General features: G+C 68.6%; 21 protein-coding genes and 1 pseudogene. 10 read left to right on the top strand and 12 right to left on the bottom strand.

All coding sequences use genetic code 11. From position 1 onward, the window contains the following. Positions 1 to 281: 281 nt before the first annotated feature. The 5 genes and pseudogenes from shbA to SK803_RS32010 form a co-directional block, all read left to right on the top strand. Positions 282 to 845 (top strand): RNA polymerase sigma factor ShbA, encoded by a 564-nt coding sequence (gene shbA, locus SK803_RS32030; protein ID WP_319969885.1) that lies wholly within the window; start codon positions 282 to 284, stop codon positions 843 to 845. A 483-nt stretch (positions 846 to 1,328) separates the two neighbouring features. After that, positions 1,329 to 2,012: a response regulator transcription factor gene (locus SK803_RS32025; protein WP_319969884.1), complete on the top strand. Its 684-nt coding sequence runs from the start codon at positions 1,329 to 1,331 to the stop codon at positions 2,010 to 2,012. Continuing rightward, entirely contained in the window at positions 2,009 to 3,391 is a 1,383-nt protein-coding gene (locus SK803_RS32020; protein ID WP_319969883.1) for a HAMP domain-containing sensor histidine kinase, read from the top strand. Before SK803_RS32025 ends, SK803_RS32020 begins: the two co-directional genes overlap by 4 nt. A 202-nt stretch (positions 3,392 to 3,593) precedes the next feature. After that, positions 3,594 to 3,938: a YidH family protein gene (locus SK803_RS32015; RefSeq protein WP_319969882.1), complete on the top strand. Its 345-nt coding sequence runs from the start codon at positions 3,594 to 3,596 to the stop codon at positions 3,936 to 3,938. Further along, positions 3,935 to 4,060, top strand: a pseudogene (locus tag SK803_RS32010) (DUF202 domain-containing protein); the annotation flags it as partial. The gene SK803_RS32015 and the pseudogene SK803_RS32010, both read left to right, overlap by 4 nt. Before the next feature lie 30 nt (positions 4,061 to 4,090). Here SK803_RS32010 and lgt read toward each other — a convergent pair. Further along, positions 4,091 to 5,083 (bottom strand): prolipoprotein diacylglyceryl transferase, encoded by a 993-nt coding sequence (gene lgt, locus SK803_RS32005; RefSeq protein ID WP_319969881.1) that lies wholly within the window; start codon positions 5,081 to 5,083, stop codon positions 4,091 to 4,093. A 134-nt stretch (positions 5,084 to 5,217) separates the two neighbouring features. On the opposite strand from lgt, the gene SK803_RS32000 reads away from it, so the two are divergent. Continuing rightward, the gene (locus SK803_RS32000) at positions 5,218 to 5,817 is read left to right on the top strand and encodes a DUF4360 domain-containing protein (RefSeq protein WP_319969880.1); all 600 of its coding nucleotides are present in this window, start codon (positions 5,218 to 5,220) and stop codon (positions 5,815 to 5,817) included. 57 nt (positions 5,818 to 5,874) lie between these two features. Beyond that, positions 5,875 to 6,510 (top strand): DUF4360 domain-containing protein, encoded by a 636-nt coding sequence (locus SK803_RS31995; RefSeq protein ID WP_319969879.1) that lies wholly within the window; start codon positions 5,875 to 5,877, stop codon positions 6,508 to 6,510. Here the strand turns inward: SK803_RS31995 and SK803_RS46605 are convergent. From SK803_RS46605 to SK803_RS31985, 3 genes are all read right to left on the bottom strand, one after another. After that, positions 6,440 to 6,751 (bottom strand): STAS domain-containing protein, encoded by a 312-nt coding sequence (locus tag SK803_RS46605; RefSeq protein WP_406601615.1) that lies wholly within the window; start codon positions 6,749 to 6,751, stop codon positions 6,440 to 6,442. The genes SK803_RS31995 and SK803_RS46605 overlap by 71 nt on opposite strands. 96 nt (positions 6,752 to 6,847) lie before the next feature. Next, positions 6,848 to 8,086, bottom strand: coding sequence for an MFS transporter (locus SK803_RS31990; RefSeq protein ID WP_319969878.1), 1,239 nt, complete (start codon positions 8,084 to 8,086; stop codon positions 6,848 to 6,850). After that, positions 8,083 to 9,429, bottom strand: a complete 1,347-nt coding sequence (locus SK803_RS31985; RefSeq protein WP_319969877.1) for an MBL fold metallo-hydrolase — start codon at positions 9,427 to 9,429, stop codon at positions 8,083 to 8,085. Before SK803_RS31985 ends, SK803_RS31990 begins: the two co-directional genes overlap by 4 nt. A gap of 60 nt (positions 9,430 to 9,489) precedes the next feature. Here SK803_RS31985 and SK803_RS31980 point away from each other — a divergent pair, with 60 nt between their 5' ends. The 3 genes from SK803_RS31980 to SK803_RS31970 are packed head-to-tail and all read left to right on the top strand — an operon-like array spanning position 9,490 to position 11,528. Next, positions 9,490 to 10,143 carry an ArsR/SmtB family transcription factor gene (locus SK803_RS31980; RefSeq protein WP_319969876.1) on the top strand — a complete coding sequence of 218 codons (654 nt, stop codon included), beginning with the start codon at positions 9,490 to 9,492 and terminating at the stop codon, positions 10,141 to 10,143. Between the two features lie 11 nt (positions 10,144 to 10,154). Next, positions 10,155 to 11,366, top strand: a complete 1,212-nt coding sequence (locus SK803_RS31975; protein ID WP_319969875.1) for an MFS transporter — start codon at positions 10,155 to 10,157, stop codon at positions 11,364 to 11,366. Between the two features lie 27 nt (positions 11,367 to 11,393). Continuing rightward, positions 11,394 to 11,528 carry a hypothetical protein gene (locus SK803_RS31970; RefSeq protein WP_319969874.1) on the top strand — a complete coding sequence of 45 codons (135 nt, stop codon included), beginning with the start codon at positions 11,394 to 11,396 and terminating at the stop codon, positions 11,526 to 11,528. Here SK803_RS31970 and SK803_RS31965 read toward each other — a convergent pair. From SK803_RS31965 to SK803_RS31930, 8 genes are all read right to left on the bottom strand, one after another. Then, positions 11,518 to 11,646 carry a hypothetical protein gene (locus SK803_RS31965; protein WP_319969873.1) on the bottom strand — a complete coding sequence of 43 codons (129 nt, stop codon included), beginning with the start codon at positions 11,644 to 11,646 and terminating at the stop codon, positions 11,518 to 11,520. The two genes, SK803_RS31970 and SK803_RS31965, sit on opposite strands and share 11 nt — an antisense overlap. A 159-nt stretch (positions 11,647 to 11,805) precedes the next feature. Further along, entirely contained in the window at positions 11,806 to 12,273 is a 468-nt protein-coding gene (locus SK803_RS31960; RefSeq protein ID WP_319969872.1) for a hypothetical protein, read from the bottom strand. 31 nt (positions 12,274 to 12,304) lie between these two features. After that, the gene (locus SK803_RS31955; RefSeq protein WP_319969871.1) at positions 12,305 to 12,742 is read right to left on the bottom strand and encodes a MarR family winged helix-turn-helix transcriptional regulator; all 438 of its coding nucleotides are present in this window, start codon (positions 12,740 to 12,742) and stop codon (positions 12,305 to 12,307) included. A gap of 243 nt (positions 12,743 to 12,985) precedes the next feature. Further along, positions 12,986 to 15,670: a tyrosinase family protein gene (locus tag SK803_RS31950; RefSeq protein WP_319969870.1), complete on the bottom strand. Its 2,685-nt coding sequence runs from the start codon at positions 15,668 to 15,670 to the stop codon at positions 12,986 to 12,988. Positions 15,671 to 16,107: 437 nt separating this feature from the next. Next, positions 16,108 to 16,635, bottom strand: a complete 528-nt coding sequence (locus tag SK803_RS31945) for a carboxymuconolactone decarboxylase family protein (RefSeq protein ID WP_319969869.1) — start codon at positions 16,633 to 16,635, stop codon at positions 16,108 to 16,110. 69 nt (positions 16,636 to 16,704) lie between these two features. Then, a complete protein-coding gene (locus SK803_RS31940) occupies positions 16,705 to 18,138 on the bottom strand; it encodes an MFS transporter (protein WP_319969868.1) in 1,434 nt (477 codons plus the stop codon). Positions 18,139 to 18,270: 132 nt separating this feature from the next. Beyond that, entirely contained in the window at positions 18,271 to 18,756 is a 486-nt protein-coding gene (locus SK803_RS31935; protein WP_319969867.1) for a DUF4396 domain-containing protein, read from the bottom strand. A gap of 263 nt (positions 18,757 to 19,019) precedes the next feature. Beyond that, positions 19,020 to 21,410 carry a heavy metal translocating P-type ATPase gene (locus SK803_RS31930; protein WP_319969866.1) on the bottom strand — a complete coding sequence of 797 codons (2,391 nt, stop codon included), beginning with the start codon at positions 21,408 to 21,410 and terminating at the stop codon, positions 19,020 to 19,022. Positions 21,411 to 21,412 lie beyond the last annotated feature (2 nt).

Genomic DNA, 21,412 nt, shown 5'->3' with positions numbered 1-21,412 from the left:
CTTGCCGGAACCAGGAACGGAGATCCCAGGCACTCGAACCTATCGTTTCACACCAATTTCGACCCAGCGGAGTGATCGATTTCGTGTCGCCTGCCTGATCAATCATCGTGCAAACACTTAACACAGTGTCGTTCTTGCGAGAAACGTGGGTACGACGTGATGATGAACCTACTGTCGGCCGAGTGAGCGGCGGATTGGGCGAGCGGAGAGAGAACTTGGAAGACAGTGCTGCCGACCTTCGCGAGCCTCGCGTCACCAGTTCGCATTCAGCTGTTCCCACGATGCCCGTGCCGGAAACGGAGCTCCTGGAGCGGGCGACCAAGGGAGATCGGGCTGCCGTCCAGCTCGTGCTCACGTTCGTGCGACCGGTGGTGGTCCGCTACTGCCGGGCGCGCCTCGGGTGGATCAACCGGGCATACGGCTCCGCCGACGACGTCACGCAAGAGGTGTGCCTCGCCGTCGTGAAGGCCCTCCCCACCTACCGTGACGAGGGAAGACCGTTCCTCGCTTTCGTGTACGGGATCGCGTCGCACAAGGTGTCCGACGCGATGAGGCTTTCGTCTCGCCACCACGCCGAGCCGGTCGCACAGGTACCGGACGGCGCCTCGGCGGAGGTTGCGCCGGAGGACCGCGTCTTGCGCCAAGAGCTCGCGGAGCGGCTGTCTCTGCTGATGGAGCAACTTCCAGGGCCGAAACGGGAGATCCTGCTGCTCAGGGTCGTTCTTGGGCTGTCGGCGCAGGAAACGGCGGAGATCATCGGATGCACGCCGGGCGCGGTCCGCGTGGCACAGCACCGCGCGCTCAGCACCCTCCGCGAGATCGTGTCCAGGACGCGCTGGAGCTGAGATCACTGCCACGCCCAGCCGAATGCCGGCCGAGGATTCGGCCGACATTCTCCCAGCGGGCAAAGTTTTGGTGCGGGCATCCGCTGCACCAGCTCGTGCCCGCGCCGCTCAGCTTGCCCGAACAGCCGCAGCGCCGACCTTGCGGACTCCTTACAAATCGCGCGAGATGTGAGTGGCTTTGATTCGCTTTCTTGATGACGTTCGACATTTGTAAGTGTTCCGCAAGGTTGGACGCGATACTTTGTCCGAGGTCTCCGCTCGCGGTTCCGCTGGCACCGTCCGGTTCCCGGCGATCCGGCGCGTGATCGGACGACCTGCCCGACAGGGCACCGGGCGTGTGAGGCCGTGCAGGGCGGCTTCACCCGCTCGTCAACGTCGATCTTGCGAAGTCCTTGCGATGCCCCGTCAAGACGTCCCCCAAAGCCTCCACGCCGGGCCGCCGGTGGAAAGCTGCTCCTGCAAGGGAGCGAGGACAAAGACGAAATGGACTATCGCGTGCTGCTCGTCGAGGACGACGAGCGCATCCGGCAGGCGCTCGGGCTGGCGCTGGGCGACGAGGGTTTTGACGTCGTCGAGTCGGCTTCCGGCGAGGAAGCGCTGCACCGGCTCGACACCGACGTGTTCGACGTCGTGCTGCTCGACCTGACACTTCCGGGTCTCGACGGCCTCGTCGTCTGCAAGGCGCTACGGTCCCGTGCCGACCTGCGAATCATCATCGTGACGGCCCGCACGGACACCGCCGACGTGATCGCCGGGCTCGAGGCCGGTGCCGACGACTACGTCACCAAGCCGCTCGTCGCGAGCGAGTTGGCAGCCCGGATCCGGGCATTGCTGCGGCGTCGGCGCACCGACCTGCAGCACGCGGTGTACCGCATGGGCGACATCGAGATCCGGCCCGACGAAGGCATCGCGCGACGGGCCGGTGCCGATCTTCGTCTCACCAAGACGGAGTTCCGCCTGCTGGCTGAGCTCGCCACCGCGGAGGGGAGGATCGTGACCAGGGAACAGCTGCTCCGCCGCGTCTGGGGATACGACTACTACGGCGACACCAGGCTGCTCGACGTTCACATCCGCCGGCTGCGCTGCAAGATCGAACGTGATCCCGACGCTCCCGAAGTGGTGATCACCGTCCGCGGCACCGGCTACCGCGTGGACCGCAGCCCGTGACCGACCGCAGACGCCTGCAGCTGTCGCTGCGCTGGCGGCTCGCGGCCGCGTTCGGTCTCGGCTCGTTCCTGCTGTCCAGCGTGCTGGCCATCGCGACGTGGAACCTGTCCTCCGGTTACCTGCTGCGGCAGCGAGAGCAGAGCGCGGTGCGGCAGGCCGAGGTCAACGCCAGGGTCATCGACGAGGAGATGCGTCGCGGCGGCGAAGGCCTGGACAAGCTGCTCACGGGCTTGACCACCGGACCGGACTCGACGATCTTGCTGTACCGCCCTGGCGAGCTGCGCTCCAGCGGCCGCCAGATCGACCCCTCCGTCCTGCCGCCTCGGCTGCTCGAGCTCGCGCGCGATGGCATCCCCGCGAGGCAGCGGCTCGTGGTCGACGGCATCCCGGTCGTCGCCGTCACACTGCCGGTCACCGCTGGTGACGTCTACTACGTGGAGTTGTCTCCCACTCTGCAACTCGATCGCACGTTCCGGTTCCTGAGTGCCGTGCTCATTGCCGGCACGGTGGTCAGCGGACTGCTCGGCGTCGCGTTGGGCGCGTGGGCGGGCAGACGGGCACTGCGGCCGCTGACCGAGCTCACGGCCGTGGCCCATCGCATCGCGGGAGGCGATCTGCGGTCCCGACTGCCCGAACGCGCGGACCCGGATCTCGCGCCGCTGGCCAGAACTTTCAACGCGACGGCTGATCAGCTCGAACAGCGGGCCTTGCGCGACGCCAGGTTCGCCAGCGACGTCAGCCATGAGCTCCGTTCCCCGCTCACGACGATGATGAACGCAGCCGCGGTGTTGCGCCGTCGGCGTGAGGAGATCCCCGGCACGGCGGGACGAGCAACCGACCTGCTGACGTCCGAAGTGGACAGATTCGCTCGGATGGTCGTGGATCTGCTGGAGATCTCCCGATCCGATCAGCAGGTGGATGACCGTTCTCTGGAACCGGTCGATCTCGGCGGGCTCGTTCGCCATGTGCTCGCCACGCGATCTGACGCGGCCGCCCCGGAGGTCGAGGTGGATCCCTGCGCGCCACTGGTGATCGCCGACCGGCGCCGTCTGGACCGGGTGGTCAACAACCTGCTCGACAACGCCGAGCGCCACGCCGGTGGCCCGGTTCGCGTGGCGGTTCTTCGCAGTGACCACCAGGTCCGCCTCGAGATCGACGACCGCGGTCCCGGCGTCCCGGCCGAGTTGCGCGAGCAGATCTTCGAGCGGTTCGCGCGCGGCACTCAGGCGGGCAGCAGGGGCACCGACTCCGGCAGCGGGCTGGGGCTCGCTCTCGTCGCGGAGCATGTCCGTCGGCACGGTGGCCGCGCATGGGTACAGGACCGGCCCGGCGGCGGGGCACGGTTCGTCGTCGAAATCCCGGAGGCCACGACACGATGATCCGCACATTGTCGGCGCTGTTGCTCGTGTGCCTCACCACGGGATGTGGCGTGTCGGCGCAGGACGAACCGGTTCTGATCACCTCCACGAATCCTGCCGAATCCACCCCTACCATCACGATCAAGCCCACCGTGGCGCCGACCACCACATCGAGCTCCCCAACACCAGCGACAACTGCAACGCGCGACAGCCAGGAGAGGTGATGACGGCCGAACCACCGGACCAGGAGCCCGACTACCGGTTCACGCTCGCCAACGAGCGCACCTTCCTGGCCTGGATCCGCACGGCACTGGGGCTGCTCGCCGCCGGAGTCGCGGTACGCCAGTTCGTACCACCGTTCGCCGTCCCCGGTGCTACGACGGTGCTCGCGCTAGCGTGCATCATCCTGGCCGCGATCGTTGCGGCGAGCAGCTTTCCCCGATGGCGGCGCGCACAGCAGGCCATGCGCACAGGGGCCGCGCTGCCGCACAGCCCAATGGTCGCTGTACTCGCGGCCGGGGTGCTGTTCATGGCGCTGCTCGCCGCCGTGCTGGTGCTGCTCGGGTGAACCGTGACGCCGGTCTGCAGCCGGAACGCACCAGCCTGGCCTGGCACCGCACCGCGCTGGCCGCCGCCGCGTGCTCGCTGTTGCTCGTGAACGTGGCGGCGCGACACGGCTGGGGCCTGGCGACCCTGCCCGCCGTGTGCACCGCCGGGGTGTCAGTGATGCTGGTTCTGCTCGCTCGGCGCGGACAGCTCGCTGCCCGCCCGAGAGTCCTGCTCGTCCTCGCCGTTCTGGTCACTGGCGGGTGCGTGTCCGCTGTTCCCCTCGTCCTCGGCAACGGGATCTGACACCAGCACCTCTCGCTCCCCGCGACGCCGGGCGAGCACGAAGTACGCGACCGCTCCGAGGAACACCAGGATCGACACCCACACGTTGATGCGGACCCCGAACACGTGCGTGGCGTCGTCGGTGCGCATCAACTCGATCCAGCACCGGCCCAACGTGTAACCGGCCACGTACACCGCGAACGCCCGGCCGTGGCCCAGGCGCAGCTTGCGGTCCAGCAGGACCACGACTACCGCGATCAGCAGGTTCCAGATCAGCTCGTACAGGAAGGTCGGGTGCACGACCATGATCGGCGTGTGGTCGACCGCGACGCCGGTGAGCATGTCCGCGACGCCGTTCTCGGTCTCCCTGCGGTAGATCTCCAGGCCCCACGGCAGGTCCGTCGGAGCGCCGTAGATCTCCTGGTTGAAGTAGTTGCCGAGCCTGCCGATCGCCTGCGCCACGACGATGCCGGGCGCGACGGCGTCGGCGAACACCGGCAGCGGGACACCGCGGCGGCGGCAGCCGATCCACGCACCTACCGCTCCGAGTGCGATCGCGCCCCAGATGCCGAGGCCGCCGTCCCAGATCTTCAACGCGTCCAGCGGGTTCTTGCCCTCGCCGAAGTACCGGTAGTAGTCGGTCGCCACGTGGTACAGGCGGCCGCCGACCAGGCCGAACGGTACCGCGAACACCGCGACGTCGGACACGGTGCCCTTCGTGCCACCGCGCGCGACCAGCCGGCGATCGCCCCACCAGATCGCCACCAGGATGCCCGTGATGATGCACAGGGCGTAGGCGCGGATGGGCAGCGGGCCGAGGTACCACACCCCTTGGTCCGGGCTGGGGATCGTCGCGAGCATCCCGCTCACCGCACTGGTCATGCCGGCCACGGTAGTCAACGGCCTCAGACCGCCGGTGACCAGCCTCGATCGTCAGGCGTTCGCAAGGAAAGACGGCCATTTCGTCAATAGCCTTATCGATAGCCGCCGCACAGCTGAAGTCGAAGGGACGACCCATGCTGACCGCGATGACGGCAGCGGCTCTCGCGCTGGCCGCGCTCACACCCACAGACGCCGCCGACACACCTCCCGGACGAGTCACCATCGATGTGGTGACGGTCAACGGTTCCGGCTGCCCGGCCGGCACCGCCGCGGTCGCGTCCGCCGCCGACAACACGGCGTTCACCGTGACCTACAGCGACTACCTGGCCCAGACCGGTGCCGGTGCCAAGCCGACGGACTTCCGCAAGAACTGCCAGCTCGTGCTGCGGGTGTACTACCCGCAGGGCTTCACGTTCGGCATCGCCCAGGCCGACTACCGCGGCTTCGCACACCTCGCGACCGGTGCCCGCGGCGTGGAACGCGCGAACTACTACTTCCAGGGCATGTCGCAGTCCACGCCCCGCACCCACACGTTCACCGGCCCGATGAGCGACAACTGGCAGGCCACCGATCGCACCGAGGTCGGCGCGATCGTCTACGCCCCGTGCGGTGAGCAGCGGATGCTCAACGTCAACACGCAACTGCGGGTCCAGGGAGGCGCGAGCTTCATGACCATGGACTCCACCGACGCGAGCTTCAGCACCAACTACCACTTCTCCTGGAAGAAGTGCTAGCCACACCAACACACTCCGCCGCCATCTCTCTGGTCGACGAACCGAAGGTGGTCCCCCGTGCTCAACATCCTGGCCGCAGCGGCCATGACCATGTCCACGATCATCATCCCGCCCGGCGGTGCCCCCGGCGACACTCCCCCGCCCGACCACATCACCATCGACGTGGTCACCGTCAACGGATCCGGCTGCCCCGCGGGCACCGCGGCGGTGGCTGTGTCGCCGGACAACAAGGCGTTCACCGTGACCTACAGCGAGTACATGGCTCAGGTCGGAGTCGGCGCCAAACCGACAGACTTCCGCAAGAACTGCCAGCTCAACCTGAGAGTGAATGTCCCGCAGGGCTTCACCTACGGCATCGCTCAGACCGACTACCGCGGGTTCGGTCACCTAGAACGCGGAGCGAGTGGTGTGCAGCGGGCCAGCTACTACTTCCAGGGCATGTCGGACACCAGGCGCAAGACGCACACCTACAAAGGCCCGCTGAGCGACGACTGGCAGGCCACGGACAAGGTCGAGGTCGCCGCGATCGTCTATCACCCGTGCGGTGAACGGCGCAACTTCAACATCAACACCGAACTGCGGGTCGCCGCCGGATCGTCGGATCCCAAGAAGACAACCAGCTTCATGTCGATGGACTCCACCGACGGCGCCATCGAAACCACCTACCGCTTCTCCTGGAAGCGTTGCCCGTAGCCGAATTGCGGTCGCGTGCGGTTCCGGACCGTCCGGGGCCGCACGCGCGAAGCCTCACCCCTGCGTTCAAGGCAGCGGACAGGTTCGGATTCAGGCCGCAGACGCGATCGACCGCAGTGATCCCGAGAGATCGCAGAACCACGTTCTGATCGGCGACAACAGCGATTCTGCTCCCGCACTTCGCGGCTTCGTGATGGCTGTCGAGGAGGACGTGGATCCCTGAGGACCCCAAGAAGGTCACCGCGGTGAGGTCGAGCAACGGTCACCGCCGGGTCGATCGGCGTGGTGGCGTTGTAGTCGAGGTAGATCGGTCCGTCGAGAAGTCCACGTGGGACGGTCACGCGCTGATCTTCCTGTTGGAGTGGGTTTCGTACATGCGCACGGCGACCACGATTCCGGACAACGCGGTGAGTGCGGCGACCACCCACACCGCGGCGCGCAGGCCCCAGAGGTCGGCGACGATCCCCCCGAGCAGGGCACCCACGGCGAAGCCGCCATCACGCCAGAGCCGGTAAACGCCGACGGCTCGTGCACGCCATGCCGGATGTGCGACGTCGCCGATCGTCGCGAGCAGGGTCGGGTACACCATTGCGGTGCCCACGCCCAGCAGCACGGCCGCGACCAGCCACACCGTGAAGGTGTCCGCGACCGCGACGAGTGCCAGTGCCGCCGCCTGGATCAGCATCCCGGCGGTGATCAGGTGTTTGCGGCCCCACCGGTCCGACAGCGGACCGGTGACCAGCTGCCCCAGGCCCCACACGGCCGGGTAGACGGCGGCCAGGACACCGATCTTGGCGACCGAAAGGCCGGCAGTGGCGAACAGGATCGGGAACAGGCCCCACGCCAGACCGTCGTTGAGGTTGTTCACCATCCCGGCCTGGCTCGCCGCCGACAATGCGGGCTCCCGCAGGCTGGTGCGGGTGAAGATCTCCCGATCACTCGGCATGCCCTCAGCGGCAGCGGGGTGCTGTGTCGCTTCAAGCCGCGCGTGTTCTCGGGTCTCTCGCACGACGAACACGGTCAATCCGAGCCCGAGGACCACATAGGACAGTCCGAGCAGGAACGGTGCCGGACGCAGCCCGTACCGTGCGGCGAGGTAGCCGGTGGCGAGCGCGGTGACCGCGACGGCGATGTAGCCGGCGGCTTCGTTGAGGCCCATCGCAAGGCCGCGGCGGGACGGCCCGGCCAGGTCGATCTTCATGATGACGGTGGTGGACCAGGTCAGGCCCTGGTTGACGCCGAGCAGCACGTTGGCCGCGATCACCCAGCCCCACGACGGCGCCCAGATCAGCATCAGCGGCACGGGGATCGCGGCCAGCCAGCCTGCCAGAAGTACCGGGCGTCGGCCGAAGCGGTCGGACCAGGTGCCCGCGAAGTAGTTGGTGGCGGCCTTGGTCAGGCCGAACGCGACCACGTAGGTGAGTACGAAGGTGTAGCCGGTGAGGCCGAACTCGTCCTTGGCCAGCAGCGGCAGCACCGCGCGTTCCTGCCCGAGAACGCCACCGACCAGCGCGTTGACCGCGACGAGCAGGCTGAACTGAGCGAGGTTGGCGCGCAGCCCCAGTTGCAGGCTCACCTGCCGCTCTCCAGGCGTCCGCCGGTCGCGTCGGCCCAGTCCTGAGGTCCACCGGTGAGTACGGCGACGTCGCGGTGTCCCGCCTGTTCCAGGAGGCTGGCGGCGCCCATGGCGCGCTCGCCGTGTCCGCACATCACGATCAGCGGCTCCTGCGGCACCTCGTCAACGCGGCTGGGCAGGTCGCCGAGTTCGACGTGCAGCGCGCCCGGCAGGTGCCCGGAGGCGAACTCGGGTTCCTGCCGGATGTCCAGCACCGGCCCGCTCACCTGGCCCGGGCTCACCAACCTGGTTGTGGTCGTGGGAAGTTCCGCGGCAGTCCACGCATCCAGTCCGCCGGCGAGTTCGCCCGCGAGGTCGAGGTAGCCGATCTTGGCCGCCTGCCAGGCGATCTCCGCGGGGGTCTGATCGGCGCCGCGCACCACGACCAACGGCCGGTCGTGCGGCGCCAGCCAGCCGAGCCAGGAGGCGAACACCGGCCGAAGCGGAATCGACAGCGCGCCGGGCACGTGCGCGGCGGCGAATTCGTTGAGCGGCCGGACGTCGATCAATCGCGCGCCGTTGGCCAGAAGCCGCTGCACCGCAACAACTTCCAGCGGTGGCAGCTCGGGTGTTCCGGTGAGAACGCCTTTGCGGTTGATCTCGCCGAGGCGGCGGAAGTACGGCGGATAGCTGCCCAGCGAGCCGAGCAGCTCCTTCACGAAGGCGTCCTCGTCGGCCGCACGCAGCAACGGGTTCGTCGCCTTCTCCCTGCCGATCGTGCTGGTGCGGTCCGCGCCAGGCGGGGCTGAGCAGAAGGATCCGGCGCCGTGCGTGGGCCAGACGGCCACGTCGTCGGGCAGCCCGGCGAGCCTGCGCAGCGACGCGTACTGAGCGCGAGCCAGTTCCTCGGTCCGGTCGGGCGCGACGAGGTCGGTGCGGGCGGCGGCACCCACGATCAGCGAGCCACCGGTGAACACCCCGAGCGGACGGTCGCCGTCGAGCAGCAGGAACGACAGGTGCTCGTCGGTGTGGCCGGGGGTCCCCAACGCCCGCAGACGTAAGCCGCCGAGGTCGACTTCATCGCCGTCGTGCAGCCCGCTGTGTGCGAACTCGCGGTGTCCGGCCGCGGAGGCGAGCACGCGGGTGTCCTCGGTCGCGGAGAGCTGCCGGGCTCCGGACAGGAAGTCGGCGTGCAGGTGTGTGTCGGCGGCGAACGCCACGCTCAGCCCACGTCGCCGGGCTGCGCTGCTGACTTCCCTCAGGTCGAGGCTGACATCGACGACCAGCGCCCGGCCGTCGCCCAGATCGACCAGATACGCGGAGTTCCCCAGTCCCTCGTCGACAAGCGGGACTACCTCAGGCATGGCCATCGTCTCCTTCCCACATCCAGTGTTCTACACTATTCCAAGGATGATTGGAGAACCATGGGTGACCGGGATGCCAAGAACGCGTTGTTCGACCAGTTCGCCCGGGTCGGCAAGGCCCTCGCGAGCGGCAAGCGGCTGGAACTGCTCGACCTGCTCGCTCAGGGCGAGCGCACGGTCGACGCGCTCGCGAAGTCGGCGGAGCTGGGGCTGACCACCGCGTCGGCGCATCTGCAGACCCTCAAGCAGGCCAACCTGGTGGTCACCAGGCGCGAGGGCACGAAGATCTTCTACCGGCTGGCAGGAGACGACGTCGCCGCGCTGTTCGCGCTGCTGCGCACCGTTGCGGACGACCGGCTGCCGGACGTCCGCACCGCGCGTGAGGCATATCTCGGCGACGACACGGAAGCAGTCAGCCGCGAGGAGCTCCTCGACCGCGTCCGGTCGGGACGCGCGACGGTGATCGACGTGCGGCCCGCCGAGGAGTACGCCGCCGGGCACATCCCCGGCGCCGTGTCCGTTCCGCTGGACGAACTGGCGGACCGGCTGGCCGAGCTTCCGGCCGACCAGGAGGTCGTGGCGTACTGCCGCGGCGCCTACTGCGTGCTCTCCCACGACGCCGTCCGCCTGCTCACCGCGCAGGGACGAACTGCCCGGAGACTGGCCGACGGCATGCTCGAGTGGCGCCTCGCCGAACTCCCCGTCGCGGTCTGACGCACCGAGAAATGGACACCCTGATCACGCGTCACCCTGCCCAAAGACGCATCCTGACGGTGCTCGTCGCAGCCCAAGTCCTCAGCGGCGCCGGATTGGCAGCGGGCATCACCGTCGGCGCGCTGCTCGCCCAGGACATGCTCGGCGCCACCAGCGCGGCAGGCTTACCCGCGGCACTGTTCACCATCGGCTCCGCACTCGCGGCTCTGCTGATCGCCCGCGTCTCCGGCCTGCGCGGCAGACGCGCCGGTCTCGCCGGCGGCTACCTCACCGGCGCAGTCGGTGCGCTCGGCGTCGTCATCGCTGCCGCCACCGACAACGCCGTGCTGCTGTTCGTCGCGTTGTTCGTCTACGGCGCGGGCAGCGCGACCAACCTCCAGGCGCGCTACGCCGGCGCCGATCTCGCCGCCCCGCAACGCCGAGGACGCGCGGTGAGCACGGTGCTCGTCGCCACCACGCTCGGCGCGGTGCTCGGCCCCAACCTCGTCATGGCGACCGGCGAACTGGCCACGAGCTGGCACGTCCCGGCGCTCGCTGGGCCGTTCATCCTCGCGGTCTTCGCCTACACCGCGGCCGCCATCGTGCTGTGGGCACTGCTTCGACCCGATCCACTTCTCACCGCCCGGTCCCTACCCGCGGCCCCCGTGGCCAGCCGCGACTCCCGCGGCGACGCGCGGCTGCTGCTGATCGGCACGACCACCATGGTGGTCATCCAACTGATGATGATCGCGATCATGACCATGACCCCGGTGCACATGTACCTGCACGGTCACGGCCTCGCGGCCACCGGGTTCGTCATCGCCGTGCACGTGGCCGGCATGTACCTGCCCTCACCGCTCAGCGGCTGGCTCGTGGACCGGATCGGCAGGCTGCCCGTCGTCGCCGCCTCCGGCATCACCCTGCTCGCGGCCGGCCTGGTGGCAGGGCTCGCACCGGCCGAGTCCACCCCGTTGCTCACCCTCGCGCTCGGGCTGCTCGGACTGGGCTGGAACCTCGGCTTGGTCAGCGGCACCGCGCTGATCACCGATGCCGTGCCGCTCGAAACCCGTGCCACCGTGCAGGGCCGCATCGACATGGCCATCGCTGTAGCCGGTGCGACCGGTGGCATGGCCTCCGGCTTCGTCGTCGCGAGCAGCAGCTACCCCGCCCTGTCGTTCGCAGGCGGCATCATCGCGCTCGCTCTCGTGCCGCTGGTCGTCGTCCGTCCCCGGCTCAAGATCTGACTTTCTGACCGGGCGTGTCGAGTTCTGGTGGGTGCGCTCCGGTACGTCGCCGGGGCGGAGAAAGCGTTGGCCGAACTGGACTCCCTCGGCTTGGACCGCTATCACCTCTACCACGCCAACCCCTCCGAGCAGGCACTGCTGGAACAGCGGCTCAGGCCTTGACCGCGGCCACCCGTTCGACCATGCCGAGCTTGAGCCGCTCCTGGCGCTGCACCACGAACCCGGCCTGCTCCACCAACGGCAACGGACGCCGGGTCTGGTAGTCGCCGCACATCCGCACGCTCAGCCTCTCCAGCAGCGACTGTGCGAAGTGGACAAGGCGATGGTGGCTATGTCGCCCACACCGACCGGTGCGCCGTGCTGACGATCGAGCAGGAAGTGATCTTCGAGCCGTTTGATCTTGGTGCCGAGCCACCGGATACCGCCCCAGGTTGCCGTGTCAGCGGGTGGCGTGGGGGCCGTGGTCGCTGACTTGGGCGTCGAACCAGGCGTGCAGGGCGTTGCGAAGCTCGGTGCTGGTGGTGGTGTAGGTGGCGCGTGCCCCGTCGCGGGTGTCTTCGTAGTCGATGGTGATTCGTCCGCTGTGGGCGCGGAGCGTTTCCAGGCCGGGCATCTCGTTGCCGTGGATGCTGGCGGGGTCGGTGAAGTCGCCGCGCCGGAAGCGGTCGACCTCTGCGGTCAGGTGTTGCTGGATGAGGGTGATCTGTGCGGTGTCGCGCGGGTCGTCGGCGATGACAGTCTGCACGCCACCGGTGTCAGTCTTGGTGAACTGGTGTGTGGTGCGTTCCAGGTCGAACGGCATCACCGACGCACCTCGTTCGGCGACCTCGGCCTGTCGGTCGGAGGTCGCCGGCGTCGAGGGAGCGGCGCAGCCGCTGCTGAGCGCGACCGCAGCGGCTGCGACCACCAGGAACAGGGTTCGACGGGCTTGAGAGCGGTCAGGACGGTTCAACAGCGGCCTCCGCGAGGATCTGGAGCGCGCGCACCACAGCGGCGCGTTGGTCTTCGGGTACGCGATCGAGCAGGGCCGCGAGACGGTCCCGGCGGGAGTCGGCCTGCCGCGCGGCAGCGGTGGCACCTGCCTCGGTGAGCACGAGCAGCACGCCGCGGCCATCACCGTCCGCGGCCTCCCGGTCCACCCACCCCCGGCCTGCCAAGTTGGTGACCAGGCGGCTGACCGTGCTCTTCTCCAACCGCAAGCGGCGAGCCAGTTCCACCTGACGGATCCGCCCCTCACGGGCGATTTCCACCATGGCGTGCGCCTCCGAGACCGGGAGCGGCTGCCCGCATGGCGTGCGGTCGGGCTGATGGAGGCCGAAGTTGCGGACGAACCGCATCAGGGCTTCCTGCGCCGCGTCCGTCTCCCCGCTCTGCATGGTTCGACTGTACAACCAGATGGTTCGAGGATGCAACCAGTTGGCCCGCGCCGGTCACGGCGGCACCGTTGACCGCCCGTTGCTGCAAGAAGCTGTACCTGGTCGACCCGCGGGTTCCGGTCAACGTGCCGCGGAAGCGCGAGTGGGTCTGAGGACCAGCGACGAGTGGCCGACGTCCTCGACCATGTCGTCGAGCACGGTGACCTGTTCAGGGTGTTGCCTGTAGGACCAGCGACTCCGTCCCTATCGACAAGCGGACTTGAGACACTCGGCGACGCGGTCGGGGTCGATCTTGTTCCGTTCCAGGAGCCGGCGCACACCGTCGTTCTCCAGCAGACAGAGCAGGAACGCACAGCCGTCCAGATCGCGGCCGGGCCGGGGTTGAGGATCGATCACCAACGGGGGCGCCTGGTCACCGCGCGACCACACGGCGAAGGTTCGGAGCTCCTCGCGGGTGAACACCGTGCCGCGCAGATCCGCACCGCACGCACGGACCAGCACGCGATACACCCCTGACTCGGCGGTGGGAATCGAGACGGCGAACACCCCGGGCTCCTGCCCGGACAGTGACATGGTCACCTGACCTCCGCCGGGACCAGTCACCAGTGCACACACGGCCGCGGAGGACAGCGGAATCCCGCTGTCCGTCAACGTCGCTGTCAGCTGTGCCGGGGCGCCGGGCAGCCGCGAGCCCTGGCTCAGCAACACGCCGAGCCGCAGCGCGCTGCGGGCTTGGACGCTCAGCGTGAACGGCACGCCGTGCGCCTTGATCCCCGTCACGATCTGATCGAACAGCTGCCCGCCACGTTTGCGGTCGGCCAGGCGCTTGCGCAGTTCGGTGATCCAGCGGTCAAGCTCTCGCCCGTCCACGGACAGCACGGCCTGCCACTCCCCCTCCTGACCTGCCACGCGCAGCACGCGGTAGGCCTCGCCGACGACCTCGACCGGGCTCGCGGCGGAGCCGTCCGGTGCGATGAGCTCCACGCGCAGAGCCCGCGCGTTCTCGCCGAGCACCAGCACGTCCGCGCGGATGTCGGCGGCGGTGAGCAGGAACGGGACGACGACCTTGCCGCCGACCGGCACGAAGCCGTCCGGGTCGACCACGATGGCGGAGTTGGTGGCTCCGGCCAGCACCTGGGCGAAGTACTTCTGCAGCAGCAGCTGGTCGTCCGCGCCGGAGTTGCCGGTGAGCAGGAGGTAGCCGCCGGTGCCGTTGGCGATGTCGGACAAGGCGCCGGGGTTGAGCTGGTCGGCGGTGCCGAGGCCGATGGCGAACACGCGGCTGTGCACGGAGGACGCCGCGGCGGCGATGGTCTTGTCGGCTGTTTCGTGGCCGTCGGTGAACACGACGGTGGCGGTGTGGTCGTAGTCCATCGCGACCGGTGCGAGCTGTGCGGCGGCGCTTTCCAGGCCGTCACCGATGGCGGTGAGGCCGTTGAGGTCCGTGAGCGTTCCGATGATCGCGGTGGAGGCGGCGAGCCGGCCTGCTCCGCCGATCATGGGACCGGCATCGGTGACCGGTGCGGCTTCGGCGGCATCGGTGTCGAAGCGGACGACGCCGATGCCGTCGGTGTCGTCGAGCAGCGTGACGAACAGCGGCGCGGAGTCGTGCAGGACGTCCATGCGGGTCTTGCCGAGCAGGCCGGAGGCGAGACTCATGCTGCCGGACCGGTCCAGGACCAGCGACGCGCCGACGGTCGGGTTCGGCACGACGGTCGCGGTCACCGGGACCGTGAACACGTCGCCGGTCTCGGTGATGGTGACGGTCAGGGTGCCGGAATCCGATGAGCCTGCGGCATTCGGCGTGTAGAGCACCCAGACCAGCAGGTCGCTGGCCTCGAAGCCGTCCGGGTGCGGTGAGGTGACCGATGCGGACAGGACGGTGAACGGAGCGGTGACCGAGGCGGTGGCGGTCACCTCGGTGCAGCCGCGCACTCGAAGCCGCAACGCGCGAGCCGTCGGCAGGTGCTCGATCACGTCGAGGAACCGGATGGGGTCACCGACGGCCGGTGAGACCTGCTCCACGGTCAACGGCAGGGTGTCGTAGCAGGGTGGGCGCACCACGGACGGGTGGCGGCAGTTCTTGCTCTCGATGCTGGGTGACGCGCCGGCCCACGGGTCGATCGGTGAACCGAACTGGACGGTGCCGTTCCACGGCTGCATCGAATCCAGGATGCTGCCCGGTCCGGTCGTGCCCGACTGGTCGCCGTAGACCTGGTCCGGGTCGAGTCGCCAGTCGTGGCCCGGCTGCGCCTGCCACATCGCGAAGAGCCGGTCCACGTTGCTGTGCAACAGGAACACGAACGGGTCCTCGAACGCCTGGTGCTGACCGCCGATGTCGCCACCGACGTAGCCGTGCGCGCTGCCGTGCCATCCCTCCAGCTCGGTGCGGAACGCTTGCCACTGCTGGGCTTGGGGAAGGCCGTCAGCGCTGCCGATGATCGAGGCGTCCGAGTCGATCCCCGTCGCCCCCGCTCCGGCGCTCCGCTGGACGGACTGCGGTGGATCGGCCGGGTTCCCGGTCTGTTCACGGCTGCCGGCGAGCACACCGCCGTTGTGCAGCGCGGCGAGCGGTCCGTCGACCATTCCGTTCATCGTGCCGAAGAGGGTGTTGGAGGAGAGGTCGACGGTGCCGCCCTGGCCGTCGGAGGCGGCGCGCGGATCCTGCGTCCAGTCCCAGTAGTGCAGGGCGACATCGGGGTTCGACTGCTGCAGCAGTGCCTCGAAGCGGTTGCAGAGCTCGCGGTGCCATGGCAGGAAGGAGTTGCCGCCGTGGTTGTGGGTCGACTGGTGGATCTCGTCCTGCTTGTCCCAGTAGGACACTCCTCCGGGGAAGGCGTGCAGGTCGGCTTGCAGCAGGGCGTCGATGAACGCCTGCCGCTCAGTCGGCGTGAGGTGGGCGATGTTGCGTCTGACCGGTCCAGCCATCGTGGGCCCCCTTTGTGCGGATAACTCGAGGAGGTTGGATGGCGCGCGCAAATACACCACGCGGCACGGTATTGGCACTCCGAATGGGTCAGAGCCTGCCGCTGAAAGAACGGAAGGGCCTCGCGCAGGCGCCGCGCGGCACAGAGCGAGCCAGAAGTCTCTGCCGACTGTGACGCGTCGTGGGTTTGCGGACGCTGCGCGTGTTGATCGAACTCACTCATGCCCCGCGTCCTGCCCCCGGACGCGAGGTCTTGTCACGTCGAACTTCGGGCTGCGACAGGACGCTCGGTACGACGGTCTTGGCATTGCCAACCGCGGTCGTGGCGGAAACGGGGCCCGCCAGCGACTTCGGACTGTGGGTGAAGATCGCGCACGCCGACAGGACGACAGCAGTGGTCACGAGGTCGACCCTCTGGTGTGGTCGCGCGAGAGGGAGATCATGGCCTGGGGATCGACGGTTCTATGCCCGCGACGAGGTTGAACGCGCCGGTGAGCAAATTGAGTGCCACCACCCCGACCACATCAGCGATGACCCGGTCACTCCAGCCGTGTGCCCGCAGTTCCGCGACATCGTCGTCCGAGATTCCGGACGGCTCCGCGAGAACGCGCACCGCGAAGGCGATCAGTGCCGCCTCACGAGGATCAACGGCGGTGCCCTGGCGTGCGAGGACGATGTCGCTTTCGCTGAGTCCGTTCGCACGGGCAGCCTCGGTGTGCGCTGCCAAGCAGGCGCCGCAGCCGATCCACTCCTGTGCCGCGAGGGAGATCTTCTCGCTGAGAGCGCGCGGCAGCTTGACGCGCTTGAGGGCTCGCGACAAGTCCAGGTAGCCCTGCAACAGTGCGGGTGAGTGCGCCATGGTGCTGACCATGTCCCCGACCGAACCACGTCGCGTGAGGATCTCGGCGAGAAGCCCACGGGACTTGTCCGGGGCGTCCGCGGGGGCGAGGGCGGAAATGCGTCGCATGTGGAACCTCCTGAAGCAGACAGGTTGCCGCCCGCCTTTCGTGAGGCGGGCGGCAACACAGGTGAATGATCAGGCGTTGGCCGACTCGTGCTTGGCCTCCGGTGCGGCCGAACGGCTTCCGGGCAACGTGGCGGCCGCGATCAGCGCGCCCACGACCGCGATGCCGGCGGCACCGATGAAGGCGGCGGACACTCCGGTGGTCAGCTCGTCGACGTCACCGAGCCGGCCGGCCCCGTACGAGGCCGCCAGCGCCGTCATCGCGGCCAGGCCGAGGGCAGACCCGATCTGGTAGCTGGTGTTGACGATGCCCGAGGCGAGGCCGCCCTCCTCCGGGCGCGCGCTCGAGATGGCTGTGCCCAGCGACGGGATGAATGCCAGCGCCATGCCGGTGGCGGCCACCAGCGACGCGGGCAGCACGTCCGCCCAGTAGGTGCCGTCCGGACGCACGAGCGCCAGCCAGCCCAGACCGGCAGCGAGCACCACCAGGCCGGTGACGATCATCGTCTTCGTGCCGAACCGCGCGGTCAGACGCGGTGCCACGACCACCATCAACAGCATGATCGCGGTAGTCATCGGCAGCAGTGCCGAGCCACTGGCGAAAGCGCCCAGTCCGAGGACCTGCTGCAGGTAGAGGTTGAGGAAGAACCACATCGGGATCCACGCCCCACCGAGCAGGAGCTGCGCGACGTTGGCGGCACCGAGCTGGGGCGTGCGGAAGATGCCCAGCCGCACGAGCGGTGCCTTCCGCTTGGCCTGGATCAGCAGGAACGCGCCCAGCAGCACGACGGCGACGACCACGCCCAGGATCGTCTCGGCTGAGGCCCAACCCGCTTCGGGAGCGCGCACGATGGCGTAGACCGCTACCGCGAGGCCGGCCGTCACGGTGATCGCGCCGAGCAGGTCGGTGGAGCCGCGTTGAGCGGCACCGGCGGGCATCAGGGCCGGGATGGCGATCAGGGCGATCAGGGCGATCGGCACGTTGATGTAGAAGACCCAAGGCCAGCTCAGGTACTCGGTGATGACGCCGCCGAGAAACACACCGGCGGTGCCACCGGCCGGAGCGGCGGCGCCGTAGATCGCGAGCGCCTTGCCGAGCTGCGCCGGTTCGCTGCCGAACAGCATCATCAGCAGGGTCAGCGCGGAAGGCGCGATGAGTGCGGCACCCGCACCCTGCACCGCGCGGCCCGCGAGCTCGACCCAGACCTCTCCCGCGGCACCGGCGACGACGGAGCCCACGAGGAGCACCAGCCAGCCGGTGGCGAACATGCGACGGGCACCGAGCAGGTCGGACAGCCTGCCGCCGAGCAACAGCAGCCCGCCGAACGCCACGACGTAGGCGTTGAAGACCCAGGACAGGTTCTCCTGCGAGAACCCGAGATCCGTCTGGATGCGCGGCAGTGCCACGCCGATGATCGAGGTATCCATGATGACCATGAACTGCGCGGCGGCGATGAGAGCGAGCGCCCACCACCTGCGCCGACCGGTCTGCTCCACACTGGACATTTCAATACTCCATACTGGTAGGGGGTATAAACCAGGCAGACCTCTGCCATGACGGCATGCGGCTGCCACTACCCCTAGAACACGAAAGATTCGGACGATCTGTGGCCGCGGGCATCCGCGGCCACAGGTCACTCAGTGGTGGTGATGACCCTCGGGGCCACCACCGTGGTACTGGTGCACCACCGCGTGCCCCTTGCCCCGCGAGATCAGCCACCGGTTGACCGGGACCGTGACCACGAAGGCCACCGCCAGCGCGAATGCGAGGCTCCCCCAGAACAGCCAGCTGCCGAGGCCCGCCTCCATCGCGCCCGGCACGGCGAGCATCACTCCGTTGTCCACGATCTCCATCACGGCGATCGACACGGTGTCGGCGGCGAACGCGACACCGATGGCGGCACGGAGAGGCAAGCCGGACTTGAGCACCGGCCGGATGGTGAACGCGTAGCCGAACACGAACGCGAGCGCGACGGCCAGCACGATCGTCGACAGGTTCGACCACCCCAGCGCGGTGCCGATGATCATGCCGAGCACTTCACCGATCGCACAGCCGGTGAGGCAGTGCAGCGTCGCAGAGATGGCGAGCTTCGTCAGACTCGATTGCGCACCAGCGTGATTCATGATCCGTTCCTTTGCCTTACCTCTCGGGCCTACATACCCTACTGGGGTATGCTGCGGCGAACATACGCCCATACCCCCAGGGGGTGTCAAGAGACTGTTGAGGACGCACCGCCAGACACACGCGATCCAGCTCGGTCAGCGGTGCGATCGACAAGAAGAAAGAGCGCGCACGCCAACGTGGACCGGCTGCTCAGCCTCTGAACAACGATGCCCTGCTCCTCGTTGGAGGAACAGGGCATCGCAACCGTGCGCAACTCTGAGCTCTATGAGCTGGACACGACCTTGTTGGGCGTGGCCACCCGCGCACGCGGTGCCGCAGGCTCCACGGTCTCCGCCGTGGGCAGGCGCAACCGCTTGAGCGCCAGGGCGTTCAGCGCGACGATCAGGCTGGAGCCGGACATCGACAGCGCGGCGATCTCCGGACGCAGCATGAGGCCGAAGGCGGGCTCGAACACGCCGGCGGCGATCGGCAGCGCGATGGCGTTGTAGCCGATGGCCCAGCCGAGGTTCTGACGCATCTTGCGCAAGGTGCCGCGGCCGATGCGCAGCGCGATCGGGACGTCGAGCGGATCGGACCGCATCAGGACGACATCGGCGGTCTCGATCGCCACGTCGGTGCCCGCGCCGATGGCGATGCCCAGATCCGCCTGTGCCAGCGCCGGCGCGTCGTTGACGCCGTCGCCGACCATGGCGACCTTGCGGCCATCGCGCTGCAGTTCGGCGATCTTGGCCGCCTTGTCGCCGGGCAGCACCTCGGCGATGACGGTGTCGATGCCCAGCTGTGCGGCGATCCGCGCGGCGGTGGCCTGGTTGTCTCCGGTCAGCATGACAACCTCGACGCCCAGGTCGTGCAGAGCCGCGACGGCCGCGACCGAGGTGTCCCTCGGCGCGTCGGCGATACCGATCACGGCTGCCGCGACGCCGTCCACCGACACCAGCACGGCGGTGCGGCCGGTGGCGGCCAGCTCGTCGCGGCGCGCCGCCAACGTTCCCAGATCGACGTTCTCCCTCTCCAGCAGGCGCCGGTTCCCGACCACCACGCGGCGACCGTCCACCTGCGCGATCGCGCCGTGTCCCGGCACGTTCTCGAACCGCTCCGCGCGGGCGGCAGCGACGCCGAGTGCGTCGGCATGACGGACGACGGCCTCGGCGAGCGGGTGTTCCGACTCGCGTTCCACGGCGGCCACCAGCCGCAGCAGCTCGTCCTGCGACATGCCGTCGGTGATCACGTCGGTGATCTCGGGCTCGCCCTTGGTGAGGGTGCCGGTCTTGTCCATCACGACGACCTGGATGCGCGCGGAGGTCTCCAGTGCCATGGCGTTCTTGAACAGCACACCGCGTTTCGCACCCATGCCCGTGCCGACCATGATCGCCGTCGGTGTGGCCAGGCCGAGCGCGTCCGGGCAGGTGATCACCACGACCGTGATCGCGAACAGGATAGCGGTGGCGAACGTGCTGCCGGTCAGCAACCACGCGGCGAGGGTGGCGCCACCGCCGATGAGGGCCACCAGCACCAACCAGAACGCGGCGCGATCAGCGAGCCGCTGGCCGGGAGCCTTGGAGTTCTGCGCCTCCTGCACGAGCTTGACGATCTGCGCCAGTGCGGTGTCCGAGCCGACCTTGGTCGCCCGGACGCGCAGGGTTCCGTTGGCGTTGATGGTGGCGCCGATGACCGCGGAGCCGGAAGCCTTGTGCACCGGCAGGCTTTCGCCCGTCACCATCGACTCGTCGACCTCCGACTCGCCCTCCTCGACCACGCCGTCGACGGCGATCTTCGCGCCTGGCCGGACGAGCAGCAGGTCTCCCACGACGACCTCGGCGGTGCTCACCTCGACCGGTTCACCGTCACGGATCACGACGGCCTTGGGCGGCGCGAGGTCGAGCAGCGTGCGGATCGCGTCGTTGGCGCCACCGCGGGCCCGCATCTCGAACCAGTGCCCCAGCAACACGAACGCCGCCAGCACGGTCGCTGCCTCGTAGAACACCTCACCGCCACCGGTCAGCGTGATGACCAGCGAGTACAGCCATCCCGATCCGACGGCGACCGCCACGAGCACCATCATGTCCAGCGTCTTGGCCCGCAGTGCCCGGACCGCTCCGTCGAAGAAGATCCAGCACGAGTAGAAGACCACCGGCAGGCTGAGAACCAGCGCCCACACGTCCTGCCGCACCCCGAACGGCGTCGGCAGGTGCAGTCCGAACACCTCGGTGCCGATCGGCGACCACAACACGATCGGGAGTGAGAACACCAGCGCGACCAGGAACCGGTTGCGCATGTCGGCGACCATCGCCGCCATCGACATGCCGGCGTGCCCTCCGTGCCCCATCGCCTCGTGCGGAGACCGCAACGTCTCCGCGTGATCATGATGGTCGTGATCGTGCCCGGCCCTGTCCGGCTCCTCCATGGGATCGCAGATGTGATGGGGCACCGACTGGCCGGCGCAGTGGTAGCCGCAGTCGATCACCCACTGGCGCAGCGTGGCGACAGAGGTGTGGGAGGGGTCGAAGACCACCGTCGCCGTCTGGGCGGTGGGATTGACCGAGACGTCGAGCACTCCGGGTTGCCGGCCCAGCTTGGCGTTGACGACGTTCTGCTCGGACGCCCACCGCAGTCCGCTGACGTCGAGCACGGCTGTGCTGGTGTGATCACTCATGA

The sequence above is a fragment of the Lentzea miocenica genome, from assembly GCF_033949945.1.
GTDB lineage: Bacteria > Actinomycetota > Actinomycetes > Mycobacteriales > Pseudonocardiaceae > Lentzea > Lentzea miocenica.
This window is presented reverse-complemented; position numbering and strand designations above follow the sequence as displayed.